At 57.5% G+C, this 25,586-nt stretch carries 21 protein-coding genes; 11 read left to right on the forward strand and 10 right to left on the reverse strand.

From position 1 onward, the window contains the following. Window positions 1-85: 85 nt before the first annotated feature. A complete protein-coding gene (locus tag RAE19_RS10645; RefSeq protein ID WP_313874861.1) occupies window positions 86-1,408 on the reverse strand; it encodes a type I secretion C-terminal target domain-containing protein in 1,323 nt (440 codons plus the stop codon). Between the two features lie 45 nt (window positions 1,409-1,453). Here RAE19_RS10645 and istA point away from each other — a divergent pair, with 45 nt between their 5' ends. After that, window positions 1,454-2,527 carry an IS21 family transposase gene (istA, locus tag RAE19_RS10650; RefSeq protein WP_430962508.1) on the forward strand — a complete coding sequence of 358 codons (1,074 nt, stop codon included), beginning with the start codon at window positions 1,454-1,456 and terminating at the stop codon, window positions 2,525-2,527. Beyond that, window positions 2,524-3,351 carry an IS21-like element helper ATPase IstB gene (gene istB, locus RAE19_RS10655; protein ID WP_313873548.1) on the forward strand — a complete coding sequence of 276 codons (828 nt, stop codon included), beginning with the start codon at window positions 2,524-2,526 and terminating at the stop codon, window positions 3,349-3,351. Before istA ends, istB begins: the two co-directional genes overlap by 4 nt. Window positions 3,352-3,399: 48 nt before the next feature. Here istB and RAE19_RS10660 read toward each other — a convergent pair whose 3' ends face one another. From RAE19_RS10660 to RAE19_RS10690, 7 genes are all read right to left on the reverse strand, one after another. Further along, the gene (locus RAE19_RS10660) at window positions 3,400-8,577 is read right to left on the reverse strand and encodes a retention module-containing protein (protein ID WP_313874862.1); all 5,178 of its coding nucleotides are present in this window, start codon (window positions 8,575-8,577) and stop codon (window positions 3,400-3,402) included. Window positions 8,578-8,668: 91 nt separating this feature from the next. Continuing rightward, entirely contained in the window at window positions 8,669-9,040 is a 372-nt protein-coding gene (locus RAE19_RS10665) for a response regulator transcription factor (protein ID WP_313874863.1), read from the reverse strand. 262 nt (window positions 9,041-9,302) lie between these two features. After that, window positions 9,303-10,718, reverse strand: coding sequence for an HlyD family type I secretion periplasmic adaptor subunit (locus tag RAE19_RS10670; RefSeq protein ID WP_430962529.1), 1,416 nt, complete (start codon window positions 10,716-10,718; stop codon window positions 9,303-9,305). After that, the gene (locus RAE19_RS10675; RefSeq protein ID WP_430962530.1) at window positions 10,718-12,907 is read right to left on the reverse strand and encodes a type I secretion system permease/ATPase; all 2,190 of its coding nucleotides are present in this window, start codon (window positions 12,905-12,907) and stop codon (window positions 10,718-10,720) included. Before RAE19_RS10675 ends, RAE19_RS10670 begins: the two co-directional genes overlap by 1 nt. Then, window positions 12,908-13,231, reverse strand: a complete 324-nt coding sequence (locus RAE19_RS10680) for a hypothetical protein (RefSeq protein ID WP_313874866.1) — start codon at window positions 13,229-13,231, stop codon at window positions 12,908-12,910. Window positions 13,232-13,374: 143 nt separating this feature from the next. Continuing rightward, window positions 13,375-14,496, reverse strand: a complete 1,122-nt coding sequence (gene mnmA / locus RAE19_RS10685) for a tRNA 2-thiouridine(34) synthase MnmA (RefSeq protein ID WP_313874867.1) — start codon at window positions 14,494-14,496, stop codon at window positions 13,375-13,377. 81 nt (window positions 14,497-14,577) lie between these two features. After that, on the reverse strand, window positions 14,578-15,084 hold the full coding sequence (locus RAE19_RS10690) for an NUDIX hydrolase (protein ID WP_313874868.1): 507 nt from the start codon (window positions 15,082-15,084) through the stop codon (window positions 14,578-14,580). A 123-nt stretch (window positions 15,085-15,207) separates the two neighbouring features. Here RAE19_RS10690 and RAE19_RS10695 point away from each other — a divergent pair, with 123 nt between their 5' ends. From RAE19_RS10695 to RAE19_RS10715, 5 genes are all read left to right on the forward strand, one after another. After that, complete coding sequence (locus RAE19_RS10695) at window positions 15,208-16,335, forward strand: Re/Si-specific NAD(P)(+) transhydrogenase subunit alpha (protein WP_313874869.1); 1,128 nt, start codon at window positions 15,208-15,210, stop codon at window positions 16,333-16,335. A 65-nt stretch (window positions 16,336-16,400) separates the two neighbouring features. Continuing rightward, entirely contained in the window at window positions 16,401-16,721 is a 321-nt protein-coding gene (locus tag RAE19_RS10700; RefSeq protein ID WP_313874870.1) for an NAD(P) transhydrogenase subunit alpha, read from the forward strand. Beyond that, the gene (locus tag RAE19_RS10705; protein ID WP_313874871.1) at window positions 16,718-18,145 is read left to right on the forward strand and encodes an NAD(P)(+) transhydrogenase (Re/Si-specific) subunit beta; all 1,428 of its coding nucleotides are present in this window, start codon (window positions 16,718-16,720) and stop codon (window positions 18,143-18,145) included. The genes RAE19_RS10700 and RAE19_RS10705 overlap by 4 nt, the downstream gene beginning before the upstream one ends. Before the next feature lie 105 nt (window positions 18,146-18,250). Then, window positions 18,251-19,924, forward strand: coding sequence for a long-chain-fatty-acid--CoA ligase (locus RAE19_RS10710; protein WP_313874872.1), 1,674 nt, complete (start codon window positions 18,251-18,253; stop codon window positions 19,922-19,924). 59 nt (window positions 19,925-19,983) lie between these two features. Continuing rightward, complete coding sequence (locus tag RAE19_RS10715; protein ID WP_430962572.1) at window positions 19,984-20,658, forward strand: 5'-methylthioadenosine/adenosylhomocysteine nucleosidase; 675 nt, start codon at window positions 19,984-19,986, stop codon at window positions 20,656-20,658. A gap of 52 nt (window positions 20,659-20,710) precedes the next feature. On the opposite strand, the gene corA is transcribed toward RAE19_RS10715, so the two are convergent. Further along, complete coding sequence (gene corA, locus RAE19_RS10720; protein ID WP_313874874.1) at window positions 20,711-21,697, reverse strand: magnesium/cobalt transporter CorA; 987 nt, start codon at window positions 21,695-21,697, stop codon at window positions 20,711-20,713. A 207-nt stretch (window positions 21,698-21,904) separates the two neighbouring features. Here corA and RAE19_RS10725 point away from each other — a divergent pair, with 207 nt between their 5' ends. The 4 genes from RAE19_RS10725 (at window position 21,905) to hprK (ending at window position 25,129) form a co-directional block, all read left to right on the forward strand. Continuing rightward, entirely contained in the window at window positions 21,905-23,113 is a 1,209-nt protein-coding gene (locus tag RAE19_RS10725) for an MFS transporter (RefSeq protein WP_313874875.1), read from the forward strand. Window positions 23,114-23,277: 164 nt separating this feature from the next. Then, window positions 23,278-23,607, forward strand: coding sequence for a ribosome hibernation-promoting factor, HPF/YfiA family (gene hpf / locus RAE19_RS10730; RefSeq protein WP_313874876.1), 330 nt, complete (start codon window positions 23,278-23,280; stop codon window positions 23,605-23,607). Between the two features lie 76 nt (window positions 23,608-23,683). Continuing rightward, on the forward strand, window positions 23,684-24,151 hold the full coding sequence (locus tag RAE19_RS10735; RefSeq protein WP_313874877.1) for a PTS sugar transporter subunit IIA: 468 nt from the start codon (window positions 23,684-23,686) through the stop codon (window positions 24,149-24,151). A gap of 27 nt (window positions 24,152-24,178) precedes the next feature. Beyond that, window positions 24,179-25,129 carry an HPr(Ser) kinase/phosphatase gene (hprK, locus tag RAE19_RS10740; RefSeq protein WP_296510778.1) on the forward strand — a complete coding sequence of 317 codons (951 nt, stop codon included), beginning with the start codon at window positions 24,179-24,181 and terminating at the stop codon, window positions 25,127-25,129. On the opposite strand, the gene fur is transcribed toward hprK, so the two are convergent. Continuing rightward, a complete protein-coding gene (fur, locus tag RAE19_RS10745) occupies window positions 25,126-25,560 on the reverse strand; it encodes a ferric iron uptake transcriptional regulator (protein WP_313874878.1) in 435 nt (144 codons plus the stop codon). The two genes, hprK and fur, sit on opposite strands and share 4 nt — an antisense overlap. Window positions 25,561-25,586: the final 26 nt, after the last annotated feature.

The following is a 25,586-nucleotide window of genomic DNA, read 5'->3' on the forward strand; positions in this document are numbered from 1 at the left end:
TCACTATCACCGAATGGGCGGTGTGGTTTGGGGAAAACCGAAGAGCCTTAGAGGGACTCTCTCCGGTTTTCTGGTGCGGACCGTATTAGTCAGTAATCAACTTTCCTTTTGAAATCAAGTCGTTGATCAATTGCTGGTCAGTGGTGAACCCAGCCGTAAGGTTTACACCGGAGAACACGATTCGCTGGACTGTATTGTTCGTGACATCCGCAAATGTTCCTCCAATCGAATGCCCTGCAGTGAAGGCGCCCGATGTACTGATTTGGAGCACAGTCTCAGTACCGTTTGTACTGAAATGCAAGTACTTGTCCAAAGTCGCGCTGTTTTCACCCGATAACAGATCACGCAAGTCAATACGATCGCCGCCGGATGCAAAGGTTGCAGCGCTGAAGTCGGTAATAGTGTCTACGGCCTGAGTAGCGTTGGTTCCTTGGTCATTGAGAGACCACTTAAAAGTATCTGACCCTGTTCCGCCTGTGAGCGAATCGTTCCCTGCTCCGCCAATTAAGACATCATTACCGGCTCTGCCGTTTATCGTGTCATTACCCGCAAAGCCATAAATAATATCGCTCACGGAATCGCTGCCGGTCAAAGTATTCGCGGCGGCAGTCCCTTCTAAGTTTTGATGACCGCTCAGATTCAATGTCAAGACATTCGTGGATGTATCTCCATCTTTATCTGTAATGGTGTAGTTGTAGGTGGCGGTTAATTGATCACCCGTCCTGATGGCACCACGTGTCGCTTCATTCATTGTGAAGGTGTAAGTCCCGTCACTATTACCAACGAATGAACCGAAGCTGCTTGTGCCGCTCCAGACGACACCGGAGTTCGCCAACCCGTCTGCCCCACCTTGAGCAAAGACGTTTCCGGTTGCGGTGGGCAATGGTTCAACGGTAGTGATCGAAGCGAAGATTCCAAAACTGGACGCCTGTTGTTCCCGTGTAAAGATTTGCGTGACCAAATTGCCGTCTGCATCTCTGAAACCATTGAAATTGACGACGTAATTTTGTCCTGCAATATTGATTGTGGAGCTAGAGGTAGGTAGGGTGATGATGTCACGGGAAGCATCATCCGTTGGAGTACTGGTGTTTGGAGTTTCCGTATGGTCTAGGCGAATGGTGAAAGGCACATTCGTGGTTACTCCGTTTATCACTACATTGAATGACAATGTCAGGTCAGTGAAGTTAAGTGGGCTTCCACCAACTGGGAAGTTGTTATGGGTAAAAGTGCCAACTTGGAATAACTGATTCAACGCAACAGCGCTACCTGCCGCTGAAGTGAAAGAGGTGTTGTCCACCAATGTGTAGCCCGATTGCGTGTTGCCCGTACCCCACCGCAACACCTCGCGCTGGGCATTGTCACGCGCAGTATGAAAATGACACGAGAACGCGGTGAGGAATTGATACACCTCGACTAACGTGCCAAGCCATCCGAACCATGGATGGGACTGGCAATGATTACGAACGAGGAGTACATGGAACTCAAGGTATTAAGGAAACACAGGCTGAGCTTGCGCGAGATATCGGTGCAAACTGGTATGGCAGTCAACACGGTGCGTAAGTATTTGGAGGGTGGTCCGCCGGCCATGAAGAAACTGCCGGCATGTAAGAGCAAGCTCGATCCATTCAAGGACTACCTGGCTGGACGTATTCAGGCGGCCAAGCCTGATTGGATTCCAGCAACGGTGCTGCAGCGTGAGATTGCCGCACAGGGGTATACGGGCTCCGTGCGCATCCTGCAGGAGTACCTCAAGGAGTTGCGTCCACAGGCGCGCCCGGATCCGGTTGTGCGGTTCGAGACCCAGCCCGGTGAGCAAATGCAGATGGACTGGATCGAGTTCCGCAAGGCTGGGCATAAAGACGGCATGTTGGCGGCGTTTGTGGCAACGCTGGGCCACAGCCGGGCGACCTTCGCGGAGTTCGTCACAGACATGAAGCTGGAGACACTACTGGCGTGCCATGTCAGGGCGTTCGAGAGCTTTGGTGGAGTCACCCGTGAAGTGCTGTACGACAACATGAAGACCGTCATCCTCAAGCGTGACGCCTACGGCAAGAACCTGCACCAGTTCCAGGGTGCCTTTGCTGACTTTGCGCACCACCATGGCTTTGTGCCGCGGGTGTGCAAGCCCTATCGGGCCAAGACCAAGGGCAAAGTCGAACGCATGAATGGCTACATCCGGCGCAGCTTCTGGGTGCCATTGGTGGCGAGTATGAAGCAGCAAGGCTTGGTGGTGGACGCGGACACAGCCAATCGGGAAATGCGCACCTGGCTGCGTGACGTTGCCAATGTGCGGATCCACGGAACCACTGGGTGTGTGCCGGCACTGGCTTTGCAAACTGAGCGCGCACATCTGCTGGCCATCCCCAGCGCCTACAGTGGGCGAACAGTGCGTCAATTACAAAAAGTCACCGGTAGCGGCGCAGCAGTCCGGCCAATTCCAGCCGCGGCATGGCGAGGCCTGCAGCATCCTCTGGCGATGTATGACACGCTGGTGCACAACCAAGCCTCAGCAGGAGGACGACCATGAGCCTGCAAATGGAAAGACTGCGTGAACTGTGTGATCAGCTGCGCCTGCTCAACTTACCCGATCAGCTTGCCCACTTGGGGCAAATGGCGGCCAAGAAAGAGCTGGGGTACCTGGAGTTCCTGGAGCAAGCCTTGCGTGGCGAGGCTCTGGCCAGGGTGGAGAGAACGCGCGCCATGCTCACGCGCATAGCGGGCTTCCCCGCCATCAAGACGCTCGATGAGTTTGACTTCCAGTTTGCCAGCGGTGTGCCCAAAACTCTGGTGCAGGAGCTTGGCAGTCTGGCCTTCGTGGAGCGCAGCGAGAACGTGGTCTTGCTGGGCGCCAGTGGGGTGGGCAAAACCCACTTGGCCATCGCCTTGGGCTACAGGGCAACCCAGGCTGGAATCAAGACGCGTTTCATCACGGCGGCAGATCTGCTGATGACACTGAGCACGGCACTACGGCAGAACACCCTGGAAGAGGCTATCAAACGCATCGTGCGTCCCTACCGGCTGTTGATCATTGACGAAGTCGGGTACCTACCCATGAATCGGGAACAGGCGAATCTTCTGTTCCAAGTCATTGCCAAACGCTATGAAGTGGGAAGTCTCATCCTGACCTCCAATCTGCCGTTTGGGCAATGGGACCAGACATTTGCAGACGATGCAACGCTGACAGCGGCGCTACTTGACCGACTGCTCCACCACGCCCATGTGGTCCCGATCTCAGGAGACTCCTATCGCCTGAAAGATAAGCGGCGTGCCGGTGTGATTGCCGCCAGCAGCAATGCCCTACTCAAACGAAAACGCAGTCACCTTGATACACAGGAGGAGCAAGCAGCCTAGAGGCGCCAAGCAAAGACAAAACAACCAATCACCCCACATAACGGTGTATCAAATCCACGCCGCGTTTGCGTTCCACAGTTGTATCAAATCGAGACTGCGTTTGACAGCATCGGTATCCCCTCCCTCTGTCGCCGCAATCGCAGTGCCGCTATCCAGGACAGCGTTGATGAAGCCGGCTTGCAATGTGTTTACGCTGAGGGCGTCTACGCCGACATAGATGTTGTGGCTAACCGCTCTTGCGGATGGTGAGTCGTCTTCAACATTGATAGTCAGCGTACCGCTGCCACTCAATGCGCCATCATTTGCGTTGACGACGAAATTGAGTGCCCTTACATCCTCACCAGCACCTGTGTGATCAATTGGCGCTAACAAATCAAAGGTGTAATTGCCGCCGCTTGTCAGGCTAATGGTTGCTACATCGACCGAGCCGGCCCGCCCCGTATAGGTTTGCCCGCTCAATGTCCAGACCACCGCAACGCCGTTTGAAGTGATGCCCGAGGGGGCGGATGTGAAAGACCAAGTCGCGCTCGGGCTATCAACATCGGTCGAAACCAAGGTGCCGCTAACAGTCTTCAAGTTTGTGGTGTCCGGTGATCCGGTGGTATCCGCCAAGCTTGTTGCTAAACCTTCCTCGGAGACGTTTGCAGATTGGTTAATCACTATTGGTGCATCGTTTACGCTGACCACATTGATTGTTGTAACTGCGGTGTTTGAAGCGTTCGCCCCGTCATTCACCACCACTTCGATCGTGCGAGCAACGGTGCTGGGGTTTTCGCTAGTAGTGGCAAACGTGATGGCGCGGATGGCATCTTGGTAATTCGCCAAGCTAGCATTCCCCGTCAGGGTGATGACATTGCCCGCGATGGATGCGGCAATGCCTGGAGGCAAGCTTCCTACAGCCAATATATCGCCTGTTTGAGCGTTTGTCAGCGTAATGGTGGCACTTGCGAGGTTGGTGCCATTTGCATCCGTGATGGTGATGTCTGAGTCAGAAATCGAGACAGGAGCACCATTCTCAGTATAACTCGTAATGAAGTTCGCTCCTGTGGCTGTGCTGGAGTTGTTTGTGTCCAGATCCAATACAGGGGCGAAGTCATCGTTGGTGATAGTGCCCGTGGCCGCTGCGGTCGTAGCTGTCAGAGCCACTGCGTTGCTGGTGGCGCTGGTGATGGTGGCGATAACCGTTTCATTGCCCTCGAACGTGGTGTCCGCGGTGGGGTCAATGGTGATAGTGGCCGTGGTCGAACCTGCAGGAATGGTCACAGTGCCTGTGACGGCCGAGCCGGTGTAGTCGGTGCCGTTAGTGGCCGAGCCGCTGAGGGTGTAGTTCACCGTGGTAGCAAACGCAGACGGGTTGCTCAGGGTGAAGGTGTACACCAGGTTGGTGGCGCCATCTTCTGCCACGCTGGCAGGAGAGACCGACACAGCAACCGTAGGCTGGTCGTTGTCGGTGATAGTGCCGGTGGCGACATTATTGGTCGCACTGACAGTGGCTCCGCCGGTGGCGTTAGTCACAGTGGCGATCACAGACTCATTGGACTCAAAGACGGTATCGCTGGTCGGATCGACCGTGAAAGTCGCAGAGGTCTGCCCGGCCAGAATCGTGACGGTACGGGTCGCAGCGGTGACGTAGTCGGTGCCCTCGGTGGCAGAGCCAGTGAGGGTGTAAGTGACCACCGTATCGACAGAGCTGGGGTTGCTCAGGGAGACGGTGTAGGTCATCACGTTACCGGCAGCCGCGTCTTCAGCGATGGTGCTTGGAGTCACGGCGATGGAGACCACAGGAGCGGTGTCATCGTTGGTGATAGTGCCCGTGGCCGCTGCGGTCGTAGCTGTCAGAGCCACTGCGTTGCTGGTGGCGCTAGTGATGGTGGCGATAACCGTTTCATTGCCCTCGAACGTGGTGTCCGCGGTGGGGTCAATGGTGATAGTGGCCGTGGTCGAACCTGCAGGAATGGTCACAGTGCCTGTGACGGCCGAGCCGGTGTAGTCGGTGCCGTTAGTGGCCGAGCCGCTGAGGGTGTAGTTCACCGTGGTAGCAAACGCAGACGGGTTGCTCAGGGTGAAGGTGTACACCAGGTTGGTGGCGCCATCTTCTGCCACGCTGGCAGGAGAGACCGACACAGCAACCGTAGGCTGGTCGTTGTCGGTGGGGCCGCCCGGAGGCGAGCCGGTGCCGTCGTCCTTGATGGTGCCGGAGCCGGAGTTATCGGCAATGGCAGAGCCGGCAGAGGCGTTGGAGAGATTGACGGTAAAGGCTTCGCTGACCTCGTAGACGGTGTCATTGGTGACGTTCAGGGTCACGGTCTGGGTGAGCACGCCGGGGGCGAAGGTCAAGGTGCCAGCCAAAGCGCTGGTGCCTGCGGTGACGTCGCTACCGGCGCCGCCCACGCTGGCGGTGCCGCTGGCGGTGGCGTAGTCCACGGTGAGCGCACTGGCGCCTGGGTTGGACAGGGTGACGGTGAAGGAGATGGTGCCTGCGCCCTCATTGACGGTGACGTCATTGATGGAGAACTGGGGCGTACCGTCGTTATCGGTGATGGTGGCGGTGCCGGAGGCAGGCGTGGTGGTGGCGCCGGAGACCGGAGTGGCGGTGAGGGAGAAGGATTCGTTACCTTCAGAGATCACATCATCGGTGGTGGCCAGGCGCAGCTGCACGGAGGTCGCACCTGCGGGGATGGTCACATCGCCGGTCACAGGAGTCCACACGGGAGAGGCGACAGTGCCGCTGTTGAACTCCAGGTTGCTTGCGGCGGCGGTATCGGTGCCCAGGGTGGCAGAGCCACTGGCCAGCGATGGTGTGAAAACCACCGGGCTGGTGCTGGGGTTGGAGATGCTCACGGTGAAGACGGCGCTGGCGCCTTCTGCGACGGAGATGTTGGCCACGGACAAGACGGGGGTGTCGTTGTCGGTGGGGCCGCCCGGAGGCGAGCCGGTGCCATCGTCGCGGATGGTGGTGGTCACGGTGCCGGTGGCAATAGTGGCGCCGCCGGTGGGGGCCGACAGATTGACGGAGAAGTTCTCGGCACCTTCAAACGTGGTGTCGTTGGTAATAGCGACGGTAAAGGTCTGGCTGGTCACACCGGGGGCAAACGTGAGGGTGCCGGAGGTGGAGGCGAAGTCGGTGCCGGAAGTGGCGGTGCCGCTGGCGGCGTTATAGGCCACCGTGATGGGGGCGCTGGCGGCGTTGGAGAGGGTGACGGTGTAGGTCAGGGTGCCTGCGGCTTCGTTGACGGTTGCGGGGCCGGTGATGACCAGGCTAGGCGCATCGTTGTCGGTGGGGCCGCCCGGAGGCGAGCCGGTGCCGTCGTCCTTGATGGTGCCGGAGCCGGAGTTATCGGCAATGGCAGAGCCGGCAGAGGCGTTGGAGAGATTGACGGTAAAGGCTTCGCTGACCTCGTAGACGGTGTCATTGGTGACGTTCAGGGTCACGGTCTGGGTGAGCACGCCGGGGGCGAAGGTCAAGGTGCCAGCCAAAGCGCTGGTGCCTGCGGTGACGTCGCTACCGGCGCCGCCCACGCTGGCGGTGCCGCTGGCGGTGGCGTAGTCCACGGTGAGCGCACTGGCGCCTGGGTTGGACAGGGTGACGGTGAAGGAGATGGTGCCTGCGCCCTCATTGACGGTGACGTCATTGATGGAGAACTGGGGCGTACCGTCGTTATCGGTGATGGTGGCGGTGCCGGAGGCAGGCGTGGTGGTGGCGCCGGAGACCGGAGTGGCGGTGAGGGAGAAGGATTCGTTACCTTCAGAGATCACATCATCGGTGGTGGCCAGGCGCAGCTGCACGGAGGTCGCACCTGCGGGGATGGTCACATCGCCGGTCACAGGAGTCCACACGGGAGAGGCGACAGTGCCGCTGTTGAACTCCAGGTTGCTTGCGGCGGCGGTATCGGTGCCCAGGGTGGCAGAGCCACTGGCCAGCGATGGTGTGAAAACCACCGGGCTGGTGCTGGGGTTGGAGATGCTCACGGTGAAGACGGCGCTGGCGCCTTCTGCGACGGAGATGTTGGCCACGGACAAGACGGGGGTGTCGTTGTCGGTGGGGCCGCCCGGAGGCGAGCCGGTGCCATCGTCGCGGATGGTGGTGGTCACGGTGCCGGTGGCAATAGTGGCGCCGCCGGTGGGGGCCGACAGATTGACGGAGAAGTTCTCGGCACCTTCAAACGTGGTGTCGTTGGTAATAGCGACGGTAAAGGTCTGGCTGGTCACACCGGGGGCAAACGTGAGGGTGCCGGAGGTGGAGGCGAAGTCGGTGCCGGAAGTGGCGGTGCCGCTGGCGGCGTTATAGGCCACCGTGATGGGGGCGCTGGCGGCGTTGGAGAGGGTGACGGTGTAGGTCAGGGTGCCTGCGGCTTCGTTGACGGTTGCGGGGCCGGTGATGACCAGAGAGGGGGTGTCGTTATCCAATATTGTTCCGGTCCCAGTGACTCCGCCGATCTCGATGGGAACGCTTTCATTGCCCTCGAAGACAGAATCATTTGTGGTTGGCACAGAGACAGTGAAATCGATCACGCCTGGCGGGACGGAAATCGTTTTTCCAATGGGGTCGAACGTGACCCCATTGCTGAATGTTGGACTTCCGTAATCCGAGTTGATCGCCGAGCCACCTCCCAAATTGAATGAAAAGGTCGAAACCACCGAGGAACTTGCATTCAGCGCAACATTGAAAACTAAGGTATTACCTTCAGTCTGTGCAGGGCTGCTGATGCTGGCAATGCTTGGTGCCGCAGGCGTGGCTGCGTTCTCTTGCACAAAGACTGTTTCTTGGGTGTCAGCGCCGCGATCAATGGATGCGGTACCCACGGACTCATTGATCCGCATCACGCGGACGAAGCTATGAGAGTCGCTAGCATCACCGCCTGAGAGGCCGGCCGCGGTCGCTTCGAGCTGTGTGCTCAGGTCTCCGCCTGACGCAATGATTTGTTCAATGGCTGCTGAACCGCTATTCAGGTCCCGCAAGGCGGCTTCAGTGGCATCGGTAGGGCTCAATCCGAGCAGATTGGCGTCGATCAACAGCTCTCTGCCGGCTTCCAAGCTGATGGCTTGCCCATTGGGCAAAGCCAACTCTAAGCGAGTCCCGTTCTCGGTGATGACGACTTGACCTTCTTGGATTTCGTCGCCGACTTTGAGAGCACGCTTGGTTCCGTCCGGAGAAACGACCCATGCGTTGCCTTGCAAAATTACGACGACGCCACGGGCTTGGGCGGAAACTTGGGATGTAGCCATGTCAAAAACTCCAGAGTCAGCATTGAATACTGACCAATGTAGAGCCTTTGAACTGTCTTAGCTATTGTCCCGGAGTACAGGTTTTCGGAAATTATTGGATCCCGTGAACTTTTAACGCAAGTTGCAGGCGGTCCGTGACGCGTAGCTTTTCAAAGACAGCGCTCAAATGCGCTTTAACTGTTCGTTCGGTGATGTCGCATCGGGCTGCAATGACCGCGTTGGTTGCGCCATGTGCGGCGAGGGATGCGATTTCCCGCTCCCGTGAGGTCAGTTGTTCTGCCCAATGGGTCGAGACCGGTTTGTTCACCGGCATTGCGCTATTGGCCCGTTGGATCAATTGCTGCATCAGTTGTTGCCCGATCCACACATGGTCGGCCGAAGTCACCTGGTGGACCTGAAGAAGCGTTTCCGGATCTGCGAATGCATGGCAGTAGCCCGCACACCCTCTGTCGAGAGCGATCATGGCCTCGTCGTCTTTAGGGTGCGAGCTGGCGGCCAGAATCCGGAGCTTTTTCTGTTGCAGCAGCTCGTTCCAAATAGGGTCAGACCAGGGGGAATATCGGCCACTGCCAAATCCAGCCAGACGATGTCACCAGTTCGGCGCACCAAGCCTTTCAAGGCCGCGAAACTGCCGAGCTCTATCGGCGACTCGATGCCTAGCGCACTTCGCCAGTGCCTTAGTAGGCCGGGATCGCTGCTAACAAGCAGGGGCGCAAAGTTTTGTCTCATCGTTCAGTCATTGCGTTGGACTTGGCTCGCAGGATAGGCTTCATCAAGTAAGCCAGTACTGACTTCTTCCCTGTAAGAATATCGACCTCCGCCACCATTCCAGGAATGATGGGCAGGTTCTTTTGTCCGATAGTGGTGGCGAGCGTGCGAACTTTGACCACAAAAAAGGCATTCCCTTTTTCGTCAATGACGCTATCCGCGCTGATCTGTTCGAGGGTTGCTTCCAGTCCGCCGTAGACGGCAAAGTCATAAGCGGTGAACTTGACTAATGCCTTCTGTCCGGGGCGCAAGAATGCAATATCTCTGGGCAACACGCGCGCCTCGAGCAGCAGTGCGTCATCAGAGGGAACCAGTTCAATCAAGTCTTTACCCGGTTGTACTACCCCGCCTACGGTATTGACCCGCAATTGTTTGACAGTGCCGTTGACCGGAGATCGGATCTCGGTTTGTTTGACCCGGTCTTCAAGTGCAGTGCTGCCTTCAGACAAGGCACTCAGTTTTGCACTGGTTTCACTCAGTTCAGAGCGCGCAATGTTACGGAAGGTCAATTCCACTTCTTGGATTTTTCGGTTGGATTCCGCAACAGCAGATTCCAGCCGTGGAATGTCCGAGTTGGCACTGTCTCTTTCACCCCGGTACCGGGCGACATCCCGTTCCAAGCGCAGAAGCTCCACGTCAGAAACAGCGCCGGACTTGACCAGTGGACGTGTGAGCTCTAACTCACGGGCGGTAAGGGTAAAGCTTTGGGCTGCTTGCTCCCGCCGTGCGCGCACAGAGATCAACTCCTGCGATCGTTGGGACGATTGTTGACGCGCTACCCCGACTGTCGCATCCAATTCGGCACGGCGTGATTCATAAAGGGCCCTCTCTTGCTCGACCAGCAACGGCGCCTCTTTGAGCACTTCTTCAGGGGGCACAAACCGCGAGCCTTCCGCCAGAGCCTTCAGGCGGGCGGCCTTGGCCAAGAGGGACAGGTATTGCGACTGGTTTTCACGCAGGGATGACACCATTCGTGTCGGGTCCACCTTCAGCAAAAGGTCGCCGGTTTTGACCACTTGACCCTCTCTGGCCAATATCTCGGAGACGATGCCGCCATCTAGGCTTTGCAAAATCTGAATCTGCCGCGATGGAATCACTTTACCTTCGCCGCGGGTGACTTCATCGAGTTCAGCCAATGCAGCCCACACAAGCAAAACAGCGACCGTCAATGCACTAAGCCAAACCACTATTCTTGCCCCATGGGGCGTTTGCTCTGCAATGGCCCAGTCTGCGCTGGCGTCGAAGTCGCTGTCGAGGCTCGCTTTTTTTGCGGCCGTGAGGTCCAACGCACGGTCTAGTGCAGGGGAGCAGAAGCCATAGACGCGCTCCCACAACCGCGTCCACCAGGCTTTGCCTTTGGGTGGGGTGTCCATCAAGTAGCCCTCCCGATTCGACCACTTTGCAGTGCTTCTACCACCTGTGCCTTGGGGCCATCTGCGACAATTTTGCCGCTATCGATCACGATCAGCCGGTCCACCAATTCAAGCAGCGAGGTCCTGTGCGTGACCAGCAGCATGGTTTTGCCGGTACAGAACCGCTTCAGGCGGCTTTTCAAGGCGTCTTCGCTTTGGTGGTCCATCGCACTGCTGGGCTCATCGAGAAGCAGCATCGGGCTGTCATTGAGAACAGCTCGTGCGATGCCGACCGCTTGCCGCTGCCCACCTGAGAGGGACTCACCCCGCTCGCCGATCGTCATGTCAAAGCCTTTGGGGTGCTTGTTGGCAAACTCTGTAACTCCCGCGACTTCAGCTGCAGCCAGAATATCTTGGTCGTCTGCGAAAGGCGCGCCCAGCGCAATGTTTTCTTTCAAAGTGCCGTAAAAGAGGCTCACGTCTTGCGATACGAAGCCTGCGGCCCGGCGCAGCTCGGCAGGATCAATCTGCCGCGCGTCGATGCCATCGATCAGGATCGCGCCCTCAGTCGGTTGCTGCAGACCCAAAATCAGTCTTTGGATCGTAGATTTGCCCGACCCAATGCGCCCAATGAAGGCCACCTTCTCACCAGCCTGGATTTTGAACGTGACGTTGCTCAATACCGATTGCTGCTGCCCCGGGTAAGTAAAGCTCACATTCTTGAACTCGATGGTGCCTTGAAAGCTGCCCCGGTGAAGGTACGCGGTGTCTTCGCTTCTTTCGGGTTGCTGTTGCATATGCATGTCTACCGACGCCAAGCCGCTTTTTGCGCTGTGGTACTGCAATAGAAGGCCTGCGACCTGACCAAATGGCGCCATCGCGCGACCCGCCAACATGGACGCAGCAATGATGGCACCCATGCTGACCTGGTTGGCAATCAACAAATACACCCCCACGATGATGCTGGTCACAGACACCAATTGCTGCATGGCCTGTGCAAAGTTCATGGTTCCGTTGGACAGCAATTTCAGCTTTGTGCTGGTCTGCGCCAAGAACACGGTGCTCTGCTCCCACTGTCGCTGAAAGCTGCTTTCCGCCACCATGAATTTGATGGTTTCAATACCCACCAAGCTCTCTACCAAGGTTGCGTTTCGCTGGGATGTGGCCCGTTGGGAGGTTTCGACCAGCTCTTGCATCTTGCGCTGGGTAATCAGGGACACAATCAATAACAGCACGATGCAGACGAGCGGCGGTATCGCCAGCCAGGGCGAGATCCAGATAAGCGCCAGGAAGAACACCAGCACAAAGGGCAGGTCAACCAGCGTGGTGATCGTGGCCGAGGCCACAAAGTCGCGAACAGACTCAAACGCCCGGAGGTTGGCGGCAAATGACCCGACCGACGCTGGCCGGTCAGACATTTTTAAGCCAAGCACCCGCTCCATGATGCGTGCAGACAATGTCACATCAATCCGCTTACCGGCCGTGTCTAATATATAGGCACGCATCGTCCGCAGCACCGTATCAAACAGCATCATCAGAATGACACCTACCGTGAGCACCCAGAGTGTTTCTTCCGCGCGGTTGGGGACTACGCGGTCATACACCGTCATCGAAAACATCGGCATGGCCAGCGCAAACAGGTTGATCAGCAGTGCTGCAATCAAGCTGTCCCGGTACAGGCGCCAATTCTGGAATACGACGCTCCAGAACCAATGTTTGGATTTGAGCTCGCCGGTGGCTGGGGTTCGTGGATCAAATTTGAATACCGGGCGGACAAAAAACACCACTCCCGAAAACAAAGCCTCCAAATCCTTGCGACTGATCACGTCACCAGACTCGCCGCTCTCCGGAAAACGAACGCGCGCTTGATCGGTTTCTACCCATTCTAGGAACACGCAAGCCTGTTTGTTTTGCAAAAGCAAAATGACCGGCAAGAGTCCAGGGCGCAGATCGTCTAGTTTGCGTCTTGCCAAGCGGGCAGTCAGCCCTGCCCGGGCCGCAGCGCGGGGAAACAGCGCCGGGGTGATCAGGTTGTTCTCTAGGGGAAGACCCGCTGACACGGCGGCTTGCGTTGTCGTGATCCCGTAGATCCGCGCCAGCGAAACCAAACTATCCAGCAGAGGATCGACGTGGGTGCTGTGCTCACTGATACGCCAGCCACTGTGGGGGGGCGGCGTGATTACGGCGGAGGTGGGCAATTGCACGGTCATTCAGATAATACGTTGGTCATCGTCCAATAGATTCAAAGCGCCTTGCATTCGATTGCGCAGGCCCTTGCGACGGGTGATTTTCTGCTGTGCGGCGACGGGGAGATCGGTGTGCCGGATGATGTTTTTCACAATCAGGGTGTCGATCAGGTCTTCCAGAACCCGCACAAACTCTGCGTCCGCCTCGCTGAAGCTGGACACGTTCCCGCTACCTTTCAGGAACGCCTGAATCGCCGGGTGGTCATCCGGAAGCAGTTCGCCGCCGGGTCTTTCCGTACGAGCGAGCGAGGCGATCGAGCCATCTTCATTTCTCAGTACGTGAAACATAACAGGCACATCCTCAAGGTAACGGGTGGGCTGGAGCGTGCGCCCAAGCGCGACCATACTAGCACTGCAACTTCAAATTTCGAAGGCAAAAAAGCCCTGGTTTTTACGAATATTTGCTGAGGCGATGGCAGTGCAGCGGGCTTTCACCTCGCCAGTGCAGAGGCCTGCTCAATCACGCCCCCGCCCAAACAAACCTCGCCTTGGTACAGCACCGCGGATTGTCCCGGCGTTACGGCCCACTGCGCCTGTGGAAACTGCAATGCGAACGTGGCCGGTGCATCGGCTTGGAATGTGCAGGGTGCATCGGCTTGGCGATAGCGTGTTTTTGCCCCTGCAGTTTGCGGGGCCGGCGGTGTGCCTGCAACCCAACTTGCGTTCAGCGCCGACAAGGTTTCTGATAGCAACCAAGGGTGGTCATGGCCCTGAACGACCCACAAGGTGTTGTTGTCCAAATCCTTGCGCGCCACAAACCAAGGGTTGTGGTCGCCGCCGCCGCGCTGCACACCTTTGGCCTTGATGCCACCAATGCCCAAGCCCTGGCGCTGGCCCAGGGTGTAGAACGACAGGCCTACATGCTCCCCGATGGTGTGGCCTTTGGGGTTTTTGATCGGCCCGGGCTCTTTGGAGATGTAGCGATTCAAAAAGTCGCGGAAAGGGCGCTCCCCGATGAAGCAAATGCCCGTAGAGTCTTTCTTCTTGGCATTGGGCAGCCCGATCTCGTCTGCAATCCGGCGCACTTCGGTTTTATGAAGCTCACCCACGGGAAACAGCGTTTTGGACAATTGCGCCTGATTCAGCCGGTGCAAAAAGTAGCTCTGGTCCTTGGCGGGGTCTAGGCCTTTGAGTAACTCATGTTGGCCACTGGCCTCATTGAGGCGCACCCGGGCGTAATGCCCTGTCGCAATTTTTTCAGCACCCAAGCGCATGGCGTGGTCTAAAAACGCCTTGAACTTGATTTCTGCATTACACAGAATGTCCGGGTTGGGCGTGCGCCCGGCCTGGTACTCCTGCAAGAACTCCGCAAACACCCGGTCACGGTATTCGGCTGCAAAGTTGACGTGTTCGATTTCAATGCCCAGCACATCGGCCACGGCTGCGGCATCCACGAAGTCGATGTTGGAGGAGCAATATTCGCTGTCGTCGTCGTCCTCCCAGTTTTTCATGAAAATGCCGACGACCTCATGGCCTTGCTGCTTTAACAGGTGGGCCGTGACCGCAGAGTCGACGCCGCCGCTCAGTCCCACCACAATTCGTTGCTTGCTCATGCCTGCATTTTAGTCGGCAGACCCGTATGGAGTTTTTGGGATAAAAAAGGCCTCTAGCGCCCAATTAGTGTGCGCATCTAGCTATGCTTTTTGTAGCATTTCTGGCGCGCCTTGCAGGCTGGGGTCGCTGTACACCATGGACAAGGGGAATCGTTGACCGCGCAGGTAGTCTTCCATGCACTGCAAGACCAGGGGGCTGCGATGCCGTTCTTGGCTGGCGCGAACCTCTTCGGGCGTGAGCCATAAGGTTCTGACGATGCCGGTATCCAAGGTGCGCCCGTCAATGGCTGGACCGACCGTTCCGCAAAAAGCAAACCGCACGTAAGTGATGTCTTCGGTACCGCTTGCGCTGGATCTCACAAACCGCGAGAGGTAGACGCCCACCAAGGCGGTGGGCTCCAAAAGGTGGGCAGTTTCTTCCAGCGTCTCACGCACGCAGCCTTGGGCGGGCGATTCCCCCGGATCCAGATGGCCCGCCGGATTGTTGAGCCGCAGACCCTCTGGGGTGTGCTCCTCTACCAACAAGAAGCGCCCGTCGCGTTCAATTACCGCGGCCACTGTCACACTGGGTTTCCATCGTTCAGTCATGGCGGATTATGTGCATTTAGCGCAAAAGTCTTTGGCGAAACTCGCAACTTTAGCCCTATTGAATGCAGGGAAACTCATGTAAGCTTGCTGACAGCTTGAATCCAACCTTTATAGGAGAGCCGCATGCAGATAGGCGTACCCGCTGAAACACTAGCGGGCGAGACCCGAGTTGCCGTGACCCCGGAAACAGTCAAAAAGCTGAAATCCCAAGGGCACACGGTTCGTATCCAAAGCGGTGCCGGTGTAGCGGCCAGTGTGACGGACGAGGCCTATTTGGCTGCAGGCGCCGACATCACCGATGCGGCGGGTGCGCTCAGCTGCGACCTGGTCCTCAAGGTTCGTACCCCTACAGAGGCAGAAGCCGCGTTGATGGCGCCTGGTGCCACCCTGGTGGGCATGCTCAATCCGTTTGATGCAGAAGGCCTGCAGCGCTTGGCAGCCGCCAAGCTCAATGCCTATGCCCTCGAGGCCGCACCCCGCACCACCCGTGCACAAAGCATGGATGTGCTCTCCAGCCAGGCCAATATCGCCGGCTACAAAGCCGTGATGATGGCGGCCGACAAATATCAGCGCTTTTTCCCGATGCTCATGACGGCCGCAGGTACGGTCAAAGCCGCCCGCGTGGTGATTTTGGGGGTGGGTGTGGCCGGTTTGCAGGCGATTGCCACCGCCAAGCGCCTCGGGGCGGTGATCGAGGCCTCCGATGTGCGCCCCAGCGTCAAAGAGCAAGTCGAGTCCTTGGGCGGCAAGTTCATCGACGTTCCTTACGAGACGGATGAAGAAAAAGAAGCCGCTGTAGGCGTGGGCGGTTACGCCAAACCCATGCCCCAAAGCTGGCTGGACCGCCAGAAAGCTGAAGTTGCCAAGCGCGTGGCGCAGGCCGATGTGGTGATCAGCACCGCGCTGATTCCCGGTCGCGCAGCCCCCACCCTGATCACCGAAGACATGGTCAAGTCCATGAAGCCCGGTTCGGTGATTGTGGACATTGCTGCGGGCAAAGGTCCGAACGGCGGAGGCAATTGCCCGCTGTCCGAGGCTGACAAGACCGTGGTCAAACATGGCGTCACCCTGATCGGCGAAACCAACCTGCCAGCACTGGTGGCGGCAGATGCTTCGTCCCTCTATGCGCGCAACGTGTTGGATTTCTTGAAGTTGATCCTCAACAAAGAAGGCGCTTTGCATATCGACCTCGAAGACGACATCGTGGCAGCCTGCCTGGTGACACAAGGCGGCGAAGTGCGCCGCAAGTAAGCGCCACTCCACAGGCTCGTGTTTACGCATATCCCCGAATCCACCCTTACTTAAGGAGCGACACCATGGAAATGGTTTCCCCCACCATCCTGAACCTGATCATCTTTGTGCTGGCCATTTACGTGGGTTACCACGTGGTCTGGACCGTGACACCCGCACTCCACACCCCCTTGATGGCCGTAACCAACGCCATTTCCGCCATCGTCATTGTGGGGGCCATGCTGGCCGCTGCACTGACGGAAACAGGCCTCGGTAAAACCATGGGCGTGTTGGCGGTCGCGCTTGCTGCGGTGAATGTATTCGGCGGCTTCATGGTGACGCGCCGCATGTTGGAAATGTTCAAGAAAAAAGAAAAGAAAGCCCCCACCGCAGGAGCCAAAGAATGAGCCTGAACCTCGTCACTCTGTTGTATCTTTTTGCCAGTGTCTGCTTTATTCAGGCGCTCAAAGGCCTGTCGCACCCGACCACTTCCATTCGCGGCAATGTGTTTGGCATGGTGGGTATGGGCGTGGCCGTCTTCACGACCGGCGCCTTGATCTTCAAACTCGCAGGGCAACTTGGCCAAGACGGCATGACCTGGGTGCTGGGCGCCTTGCTGGTGGGTGGCACCGCTGGCACGCTGATGGCCAAGCGGGTGGAAATGACCAAAATGCCGGAGCTGGTGGCCTTCATGCACAGCATGATCGGTTTGGCGGCGGTGTTCATTGCCGTGGCTGCGGTGGCTGAGCCTTGGGCCTTCAGCATTGCGGCCAAGGGCGAGGCCATCCCCACCGGCAACCGCTTCGAGTTGTTCTTGGGTGCGGCCATTGGCGCCATCACCTTCAGCGGCTCGGTCATTGCATTCGGCAAGCTTAGCGGCAAATACAAGTTCCGCTTGTTCCAGGGCGCACCGGTGCAGTTCGCCGGTCAGCACAAGCTCAATCTGGTGTTGAGTCTTGCCACGCTGGGCTTGGGTTTGATGTTTGCCTTCACCGAAAACTGGACTGCGTTCTTTGTGATGCTGGCGCTCAGTTTCGTGCTGGGCGTTCTCATCATCATCCCCATCGGCGGTGCCGACATGCCGGTGGTGGTGTCTATGCTCAACAGCTACTCCGGCTGGGCGGCAGCGGGCATCGGCTTCAGCTTGAACAACAGCATGCTCATCATTGCCGGATCTCTGGTCGGATCCAGCGGCGCTATTCTGAGTTACATCATGTGCAAGGCGATGAACCGCTCGTTCTTCAACGTGATTTTGGGCGGCTTCGGCGGCGATGCCTCTGCCGGTCCGGCAGGTGCCGCGGTGCAACGCTCCGTCAAAAGCGGCAGCGCGGACGACGCCGCCTTTGTGTTGGGCAATGCCGAGACTGTGGTGATCGTGCCCGGCTACGGCCTGGCTGTAGCCCGCGCTCAGCACGCCGTCAAAGAACTGGCTGCCAAGCTCACCGAGAAGGGCATCACCGTCAAATACGCCATCCACCCGGTAGCGGGCCGTATGCCGGGCCACATGAACGTGCTGCTGGCTGAGGCCGAGGTGCCCTACGACCAGGTGTTTGAGATGGAAGACATCAACGGCGAATTCGGCCAAGCGGATGTGGCCATCATCCTGGGCGCCAACGACGTGGTGAATCCCGCTGCCCACATCAAAGGCAGTCCGATTTACGGGATGCCGATTCTGGAGGCCTACAAGGCCAAGACCATCATCGTGAACAAGCGCTCCATGGCAGCGGGTTATGCCGGCTTGGACAACGAGTTGTTCTATATGGACAAGACCATGATGGTGTTCGGCGACGCCAAAAAAGTCGTCGAGGACATGGGTAAAGCCATCGAATAGAGGCGCACGCCTAAGTACAGCCCGCCTAAGGTAAACACCGTGGGAGGGCTTGTTCGTCTGCATCAAAATAGCAGGCTGCATAAAAATTGACCGGAGACACAAGACATGACTGAACGCGTTTGGCTCGGCAGCTACCCACAAGGTGTGCCTGCTGACATCGACCCTGCCAAATACTCCTCCTTGGTGGCGTTGCTGGAAGAAAGCTTTCGCAAATACGAAAGCCGCGTGGCCTACAACTTCATGGGCAAAGATGTCACTTTCGGTCAGACCGATAGTTTGAGCTTGGCGTTTGCCGCCTACCTGCAAGGCCTGGGTCTGAGCAAGGGCGACCGGGTCGCCATCATGATGCCAAATGTGCCGCAGTACCCGATTGCGGTAGCCGCCATTTTGCGGGCCGGTTTTGTCGTGGTGAATGTGAACCCGCTCTACACCGCCCGTGAGTTGGAGCACCAACTCAAGGACTCCGGCTCCAAGGCGATCGTCATCATTGAGAACTTTGCCCACACCCTGGAGAAGTGCATCGCCGCTACGCCGGTCAAGCACGTGGTCTTGTGTTCTATGGGTGACCGCTTGGGCCTGCTCAAGGGCACCATGGTGAACTACGTGGTCCGCAACGTCAAAAAGATGGTGCCGTCTTTCAGCCTGCCCGATGCGGTACGTTTCAATGAGGCCATTGCCCGTGGCACCAAAGCGCCCTTCAAAAAGCCCGAAATCAAGGCGGACGATGTGGCGGTCCTGCAGTACACCGGCGGTACGACCGGAGTGTCCAAAGGTGCGGTGCTCTTGCACCGCAACGTGATCGCCAATGCATTGCAGTCAGAGGCCTGGTATGCGCCGGCCATGGCCAAGGTGCCCGCTGATCAGCAGCCCACCACGGTGTGTGCCTTGCCGCTCTACCATGTGTTCGCCTTTACGGTAGGTATGATGCTGTCGGTCCGTACCGGCGGCAAACTTATTTTGATTCCGAACCCGCGTGACATTCCGGGGGTACTGAAAGAGCTATCCAAGCACACTATCCATAGCCTGCCTGCGGTGAACACCCTGTTCAATGGGTTGGCCAATCACCCTGACTTCAACAAGGTGGACTGGAGCCATTTGAAAGTTGCAGTGGGCGGTGGCACCGCAGTGCAGAGTGGTGTGGCCAAGCTGTGGTTTGACAAGACCGGCTGCCCTATTTGCGAAGGGTACGGCCTGAGCGAGACCTCGCCCACTGTGAGCTGCAACCCGATTACCTCCACGGAATTCACCGGCACGATCGGTGTGCCTTTGCCCAGCACCTACATGAAGCTCTTGGATGATGAGGGCGTAGAGGTCGCGCAAGGGCAGAGTGGAGAGATTGCCATCAAAGGCCCGCAAGTGATGGCGGGTTATTGGCAGCGGCCGGATGAGACGGCCAAGGTCATGACGTCCGATGGCTACTTTAAAACCGGTGACATCGGAGTGGTCGACGCCCGCGGTTTCTTCAAAATCGTAGATCGCAAAAAAGACATGATCCTGGTGAGTGGGTTCAACGTGTTCCCCACCGAGCTGGAAGATGTGGTCACCCAGATCCCCGGTGTGTTGGAGTGCGCCTGTGTCGGGGTGGCAGACGCCAAAACCGGCGAGGCCGTAAAGTTGGTGATCGTCAAAAAAGATCCCAACCTGAGCGAAGAAGACGTGCGCGCTTTCTGCAAAGAGAACCTCACCGGCTACAAGCAACCCAAAGTGGTGGAGTTCCGGACAGATCTCCCCAAAACGCCTGTCGGCAAAATTTTGCGCCGCGAGCTGCGGGATAAGTAAGCCCCTTGATCGCTATTCTGAGTGCCTTGGCCGAGGAGCAGACCGGCTTGGTGGAGTGTATGACCCGGGTGGAGTGCGTGGAGCACGCCGGGCGCACTTTCTGGTTGGGGCATCTGGACGGTCAGGAGGTCGTGCTGACGCTGTCCCGCATTGGCAAAGTGGCTGCGGCCCTGACCGCCACCGCACTGATCGCCAAGTGGGGTGTCCAGCGGATGGTGTTTACCGGGGTTGCCGGAGGTACCGGGCCCGGGGTGGCAGTGGGTGATGTGGTGGTCGGTAGCCACTATTTGCAGCACGATATGGACGCCTCCCCGCTGTTCCCCCGATACGAGATTCCATTGACGGGCCAATCCTTGTTTCCGGCGAATCCCTTGTTGCTGGAGGCCGCGTGTGCGGCGGTTCGCGAGGTTCAATCGGATCTGCGCGGCGGGCGCTACCGCGCAGACTTGCACTGTGGACTGATCGCTAGCGGTGACCGCTTCGTGAGTGCCAGTAGTGAGGTGCATGCGCTGCTGGCAGCTGCTGCAGCGTCAGGCTTCCATCCGTTGGCGGTGGAAATGGAAGGTGCTGCGGTAGCCCAAGTCTGTGCAGACTATCAAGTGCCCTTCGTGGCGATTCGCACTATTTCGGACCGTGCGGATGACGCTGCCCACACCGATTTCCCGCAGTTCGTGCGGGAGACTGCCAGTGTCTATGCGTTGGCTATCGTGCGCAAAATGCTGCGATTGCTATAAAAACAATAGCTACTTGCGCACCATTTCCCAGCGCTAGAGGCTGAAACGGCTCTTATCGCAGCCAGCCGCGCCGGTGGAAATACCACATCGGCACCATGGCGCTGGCAATCATCAGCCCGAGTGCGTAGGGGTAGCCCCAGGTTTGCCTGAGCTCCGGCATGAACTCGAAATTCATGCCGTAGACGCTGGCGATCAAGGTCGGCGGCAGCAAGGCCACGCTGGCGACCGAAAAGATCTTGATGGTTTTGTTCTGGTTGATGTTGATGAAACCGACGGTCGCATCCATCAAAAAGTTGATTTTGTCGAACAAAAATGCGGTGTGCGAGTCCAGCGAGTCAATGTCGCGCAGAATCTGCCGCGCCTGTTCAAACTGCTCGGCATTGAGCATTTTGCTGCGCATCATGAAGCTCACCGCGCGCCGGGTGTCCATCACGTTGCGGCGAATCCGGCCGCTCAAATCTTCGTGCCGGGCAATTGCGCCGAGTGCCTCGCCGGCAATCGCATCCGTCACGTTGCCGGACAGCACCTTTTTGCTGACTTTCTCCAGCTCGTCGTAAATGCCTTCGAGCGTGTCTGCAGAGTATTCCGCATCCGCGTCAAACAGCTTGAGCAATACTTCTTTGGCGTCTTCGATCAAGCCCGGGGCGCGTCGTGCACGCATGCGCAGCAGCCGGAAGACCGGGACGTCTTCATCGTGGATGGAGAAAAGCACCCCTTTGCTTTTGAGGTCGTCGTTGACCAAATTCAAGATAAAGGCGGCGCGGACGGTGCGGGGCTCATCGTCATCGGCAATCAAAAAGTCACTGCGGATATGCAGGTCACCGTTGTCTTCCGCGTAGAAGCGGGCGGACTCTTCGATGTCCTCGTCCATAGCGTCGTCCGGGATCGACAGTCCGTAGTACTGTTTGACCCAGCGCTTTTCTTCGAGCGTAGGGGATTCCAAATCGACCCAAATGGGCTGGAACTTGGACAGCTCTTCCAGCGACTCGATTTCTTCTTGAAAGAGTCGCCCGTTGGCGAGCGTAAAGATATTGAGCATGGCTCACTCCCAGGTGATGTTGGCTGCAATCGGGTGTTGGGTGCTTTCAACCCCGATGCAGTGGTGGGAGTTGAAAGCTACCGACTAGGGTAGGTTTCCAAGGAGTGCTCTCCGGTAATTCAGAAGCAGAAATTATCGCACCGCACAGACTGCTAGAGTAAGTGCCCATTCTGTTCTCCAGCGACTCTTTTTACGATGCCTCTCTCCATGACTCCCCGGCGCGAACGCTGGCTGCTAATCACACTGGCGGGCATCCAGTTCACCAACATCCTCGACTTCATGATCATGATGCCTCTCGGGCCGGCATTGACCAGCCTGTTTCGCATCAGTGATGCCCAGTTCGGCCTGTTGGTCTCGGCCTATACGCTGGCGGGTGGTGCGTCCGGCCTGCTGGCCTCGACCTACATTGACAAGTTTGATCGCAAGCGCTTGCTGTTAGTGTTGTACAGCTTGTTTGCGCTCTCCACCCTGGCTTGCGGCATTGCGCCCAGTTACGAGGCCTTGATGGTCGCGCGGGTGTTTGCCGGTCTTTTTGGCGGGGTGTTGTCCGCCTTGAGCCAAACCATTGTGGGTGATGTCATTCCTTTTGAGCGCCGTGGTCGTGCCATGGGTGTTGTGATGACTTCCTTCTCGGTGTCTACGGTGGCCGGTGTTCCACTGGGGTTGTTTCTGGCTGCACAGTTTGGATGGCACATGCCGTTTCTTTTGATCGCCGCCATCTGCGTTCTGTTCGCAGTGTTTGCTTTCTTGACCCTGCCTGCATTGAATAGCCACCTTCAGGGTCACGCTGATGCATCTGCCTGGGGCCGGATATCGGAGGTGCTGCAAGACCGGAACCACCTCAAGGCCTTCAGCTTTTCGGCCTTGCTGATGTTCTCCGGATTCACTGTCATCCCGTACATCACGATCTTTATGCAAACCAATGTGGGTTTGCGCGCGGATCAGGTGCCTTATGTGTACTTGTGCGGTGGCGTTGCGACCTTGATTACCGCGCGCTGGTTCGGTGGCTTGGCGGATAGTTGGGGCAAGTTCAATACCTTTCGCGCGATTGCCTTGGCGTTTGTCTTGCCCTTAGTGGGCTTGACGCTTTTGGGCCGTGTGGGAATGGCCGGTGCTTTGCTGGTGTCCACCTTGTTTTTTGTGTGCGGCAGTGGTCGCATGATTCCCGGAATGGCCATGGTGACTTCCGCTGCCAACCCGGCTTTACGGGGCACCTTCATGACGCTGAACGCATCGGTGCAATCCGCCGCCATGGGCTTGGCCGCGTTGGTGGGGGGGTACATCATTAGCCGGGATGCGGCCGGCCTAGTGCAGAACTATTGGCTTTCCGCCTTGATCGGTGCGGTAGCCAGCGTTTTGGCGGTGTTTGTTGCGGTTAGACTGAACCTTCATCAGGGCCTGGCCAAGCCGTCTTGAATAAGTCCATTTTTGTTGCGGTGCATTACAAAAAGTTTTTGCATTTGGGCCGAAACGGGCGCATAGTGAGTTCAACGAGACCGCAATTTGGTGAACAAGTTTGAGTGCTGATTGCCCGAGTGGCAGGAAGCTTTTTCAACCCTGAGAGCAACTGGAGGTTATTTATGAATTTGACGATCAGCGGTCACCACCTTGAAGTTACCCCGGCCCTGCGTAGTTATGTCACGACCAAGCTCGATCGCATCATGCGCCACTTCGATCAAGTGGTAGATGTCAAGGTTCTGCTCACCGTTGAAAAGCAAAAGGAAAAGGAACGACGGCAACGTGCCGAATGCAATATCCACGTCAAAGGCAGCGACATGTTTGCCGAGAGCGCGCATTCAGACCTGTATGCCGCGGTGGATGATCTGGTCGACAAGCTGGACCGCCAAGTGGTTCGGCACAAAGACCGGCTGCAAAATCACCACCACGAGGCACCGAAACGTCTGATGTAGTGTTGCAATTGAGTCCACAACACTAAAACCGCCCTAGTACGGGCGGTTTTTTTATGTGCATAATCCGCTCCTTACCATGAACCGCCTCGCGTCCATCCTCCCTCCTTCGCAAGTACTTGCGCAAGTCGATGTCACCAGCAAAAAACGCGCATTTGAAGAGGCGGGTTTGCTGTTTGAAAACCTGCACGGCCTCAGCCGGGCGTTGGTAACGGACAGCTTGTTTTCTCGTGAACGTTTGGGCTCAACAGGCTTGGGTCATGGTGTCGCCATTCCGCATGGCCGCATCAAAGGCCTCAAGTCACCGATGGCGGCCGTGTTTCAGCTGGCTCACCCTATCGGGTTTGATTCGCCCGATGATGTGCCTGTCAGCTTGCTGATTTTTTTGTTAGTGCCCGAAGCGGCTACACAAAAGCACTTGGAAATCCTCTCCGAAATTGCGGAGTTGCTCAGTGATTCCGTGCTTCGCGAGCAAATCACCAGCTGCGCAGACGCGACCCAGTTGCACGGTTTGATTGCCGGTTGGCAATCGGCGAGAGCTGTATAACACCCCACTGCCGAGCCTGGTACTGCCGTGAAACCTACCGCCGTAAGCGCTGACGCCCTTTTCGAAGAATTCCGGGGGCATTTGCGGTGGGAGTGGGTGGCAGGCTTGGGTGCCTCAGAGCGCCGCTTTGACGAGGTCGCTATTAAAGCTGCCAGGTCTGGTGCCGACTTGGTGGGTTACCTCAACTACATCCATCCTTATCGCGTGCAGATTCTGGGCGAGCGGGAGATTACCTACATCACCAACGCAACCCCTGAGGACTGTGCCCGCCGCATCTCACGTATCGTGACCTTGGAGCCGCCCGTATTGGTGCTAGCCGACGGGCAAGTGGCCCCACAAGCGCTGCTCGCCATGTGTGAGCGCGCACAGATTCCCATGTTCGCGACCAAAGAGTCGTCCGCTTTTGTGATCGATGTGCTGCGGGCGTATTTGTCGAAGCACTTTGCAGATCGCATGTCCATGCACGGTGTGTTCATGGATATTCTGGGTCTTGGGGTGTTGATCACCGGTGAATCCGGTCTGGGTAAAAGCGAATTGGGCTTGGAGCTGATCTCGCGCGGCAACGGTTTGGTGGCCGACGATGCAGTGGACCTTTTCCGCATTAACCAGACGACGATTGAAGGTCGCTGCCCGGAGCTTTTGCAAAATCTCTTGGAAGTCCGTGGGATCGGCTTGCTCGATATTCGCGGTATTTTTGGAGAAACAGCGGTTCGCCGGAAAATGCGACTGAAGTTGATCGTGCACCTGGTTCGCCGCGAAACCTTGGAGCGAGACTACGAGCGCATTCCCTACGAGCCCCTCACACAAGACGTGCTCGGGATTCCAGTCCGCAAAGTAGTGATTCAGGTGGTGGCAGGCCGCAACATCGCCGTGTTGGTGGAGGCTGCGGTGCGAAACACGATTTTGCAGTTGCGCGGTATCGATACCTACCAGGAATTTGTGGAGCGCCATCGCAAAGCCATGGCGCAGGGCTACTAGTTCGTAGCGTTCCGGTGCGGGCAGTCGCCCTTGGTGCAGTGGGCGTATAGGCTCAGTGCATGGTCTGCAATCGCAAAGCCTTTGGACTTAGCGACCGCTTGCTGGCGCTTTTCAATTTCGGCGTCGTAAAACTCTTCCACGCGCCCGCAATCCAGGCACACCAAATGGTCGTGGTGCTGCCCTTCGTTGAGTTCATAGACCGCTTTGCCGCTTTCAAAATGACTGCGGCTGAGAATGCTGGCCTGTTCGAACTGCGTCAACACGCGATACACGGTGGCCAGCCCCACATCGGAGCGCTCTTGCAGCAAGACCCGGAACACGTCTTCGGCAGTCATGTGGCGTTGGGTGCCGCGCTGGAAGACCTCCAGAATTTTCAGGCGGGGGACAGTGGCTTTCAGGCCGGTGTTTTTCAGTTCGTCAATATTGTTCATCAGCACATTCCTGGCGTGGTCATCGG

Origin of the sequence: Rhodoferax potami, from assembly GCF_032193805.1 — a bacterium.
Taxonomy (GTDB): domain Bacteria; phylum Pseudomonadota; class Gammaproteobacteria; order Burkholderiales; family Burkholderiaceae_C; genus Allorhodoferax; species Allorhodoferax potami_A.

Excerpts from the sequence above, each read along its gene's own strand:
- istA (WP_430962508.1), top strand. The coding sequence starts at position 1,454 with ATGATTACGAACGAGGAGTACATGGAACTCAAGGTATTAAGGAAACAC.
- istB (WP_313873548.1), top strand. The coding sequence starts at position 2,524 with ATGAGCCTGCAAATGGAAAGACTGCGTGAACTGTGTGATCAGCTGCGC.
- RAE19_RS10660 (WP_313874862.1), bottom strand. The coding sequence starts at position 8,577 with ATGGCTACATCCCAAGTTTCCGCCCAAGCCCGTGGCGTCGTCGTAATT.
- RAE19_RS10665 (WP_313874863.1), bottom strand. The coding sequence starts at position 9,040 with ATGATCGCTCTCGACAGAGGGTGTGCGGGCTACTGCCATGCATTCGCA.
- RAE19_RS10670 (WP_430962529.1), bottom strand. The coding sequence starts at position 10,718 with ATGGACACCCCACCCAAAGGCAAAGCCTGGTGGACGCGGTTGTGGGAG.
- RAE19_RS10675 (WP_430962530.1), bottom strand. The coding sequence starts at position 12,907 with ATGACCGTGCAATTGCCCACCTCCGCCGTAATCACGCCGCCCCCCCAC.
- RAE19_RS10680 (WP_313874866.1), bottom strand. The coding sequence starts at position 13,231 with ATGTTTCACGTACTGAGAAATGAAGATGGCTCGATCGCCTCGCTCGCT.
- mnmA (WP_313874867.1), bottom strand. The coding sequence starts at position 14,496 with ATGAGCAAGCAACGAATTGTGGTGGGACTGAGCGGCGGCGTCGACTCT.
- RAE19_RS10690 (WP_313874868.1), bottom strand. The coding sequence starts at position 15,084 with ATGACTGAACGATGGAAACCCAGTGTGACAGTGGCCGCGGTAATTGAA.
- RAE19_RS10695 (WP_313874869.1), top strand. The coding sequence starts at position 15,208 with ATGCAGATAGGCGTACCCGCTGAAACACTAGCGGGCGAGACCCGAGTT.
- RAE19_RS10700 (WP_313874870.1), top strand. The coding sequence starts at position 16,401 with ATGGAAATGGTTTCCCCCACCATCCTGAACCTGATCATCTTTGTGCTG.
- RAE19_RS10705 (WP_313874871.1), top strand. The coding sequence starts at position 16,718 with ATGAGCCTGAACCTCGTCACTCTGTTGTATCTTTTTGCCAGTGTCTGC.
- RAE19_RS10710 (WP_313874872.1), top strand. The coding sequence starts at position 18,251 with ATGACTGAACGCGTTTGGCTCGGCAGCTACCCACAAGGTGTGCCTGCT.
- RAE19_RS10715 (WP_430962572.1), top strand. The coding sequence starts at position 19,984 with ATGACCCGGGTGGAGTGCGTGGAGCACGCCGGGCGCACTTTCTGGTTG.
- corA (WP_313874874.1), bottom strand. The coding sequence starts at position 21,697 with ATGCTCAATATCTTTACGCTCGCCAACGGGCGACTCTTTCAAGAAGAA.
- RAE19_RS10725 (WP_313874875.1), top strand. The coding sequence starts at position 21,905 with ATGACTCCCCGGCGCGAACGCTGGCTGCTAATCACACTGGCGGGCATC.
- hpf (WP_313874876.1), top strand. The coding sequence starts at position 23,278 with ATGAATTTGACGATCAGCGGTCACCACCTTGAAGTTACCCCGGCCCTG.
- RAE19_RS10735 (WP_313874877.1), top strand. The coding sequence starts at position 23,684 with ATGAACCGCCTCGCGTCCATCCTCCCTCCTTCGCAAGTACTTGCGCAA.
- fur (WP_313874878.1), bottom strand. The coding sequence starts at position 25,560 with ATGAACAATATTGACGAACTGAAAAACACCGGCCTGAAAGCCACTGTC.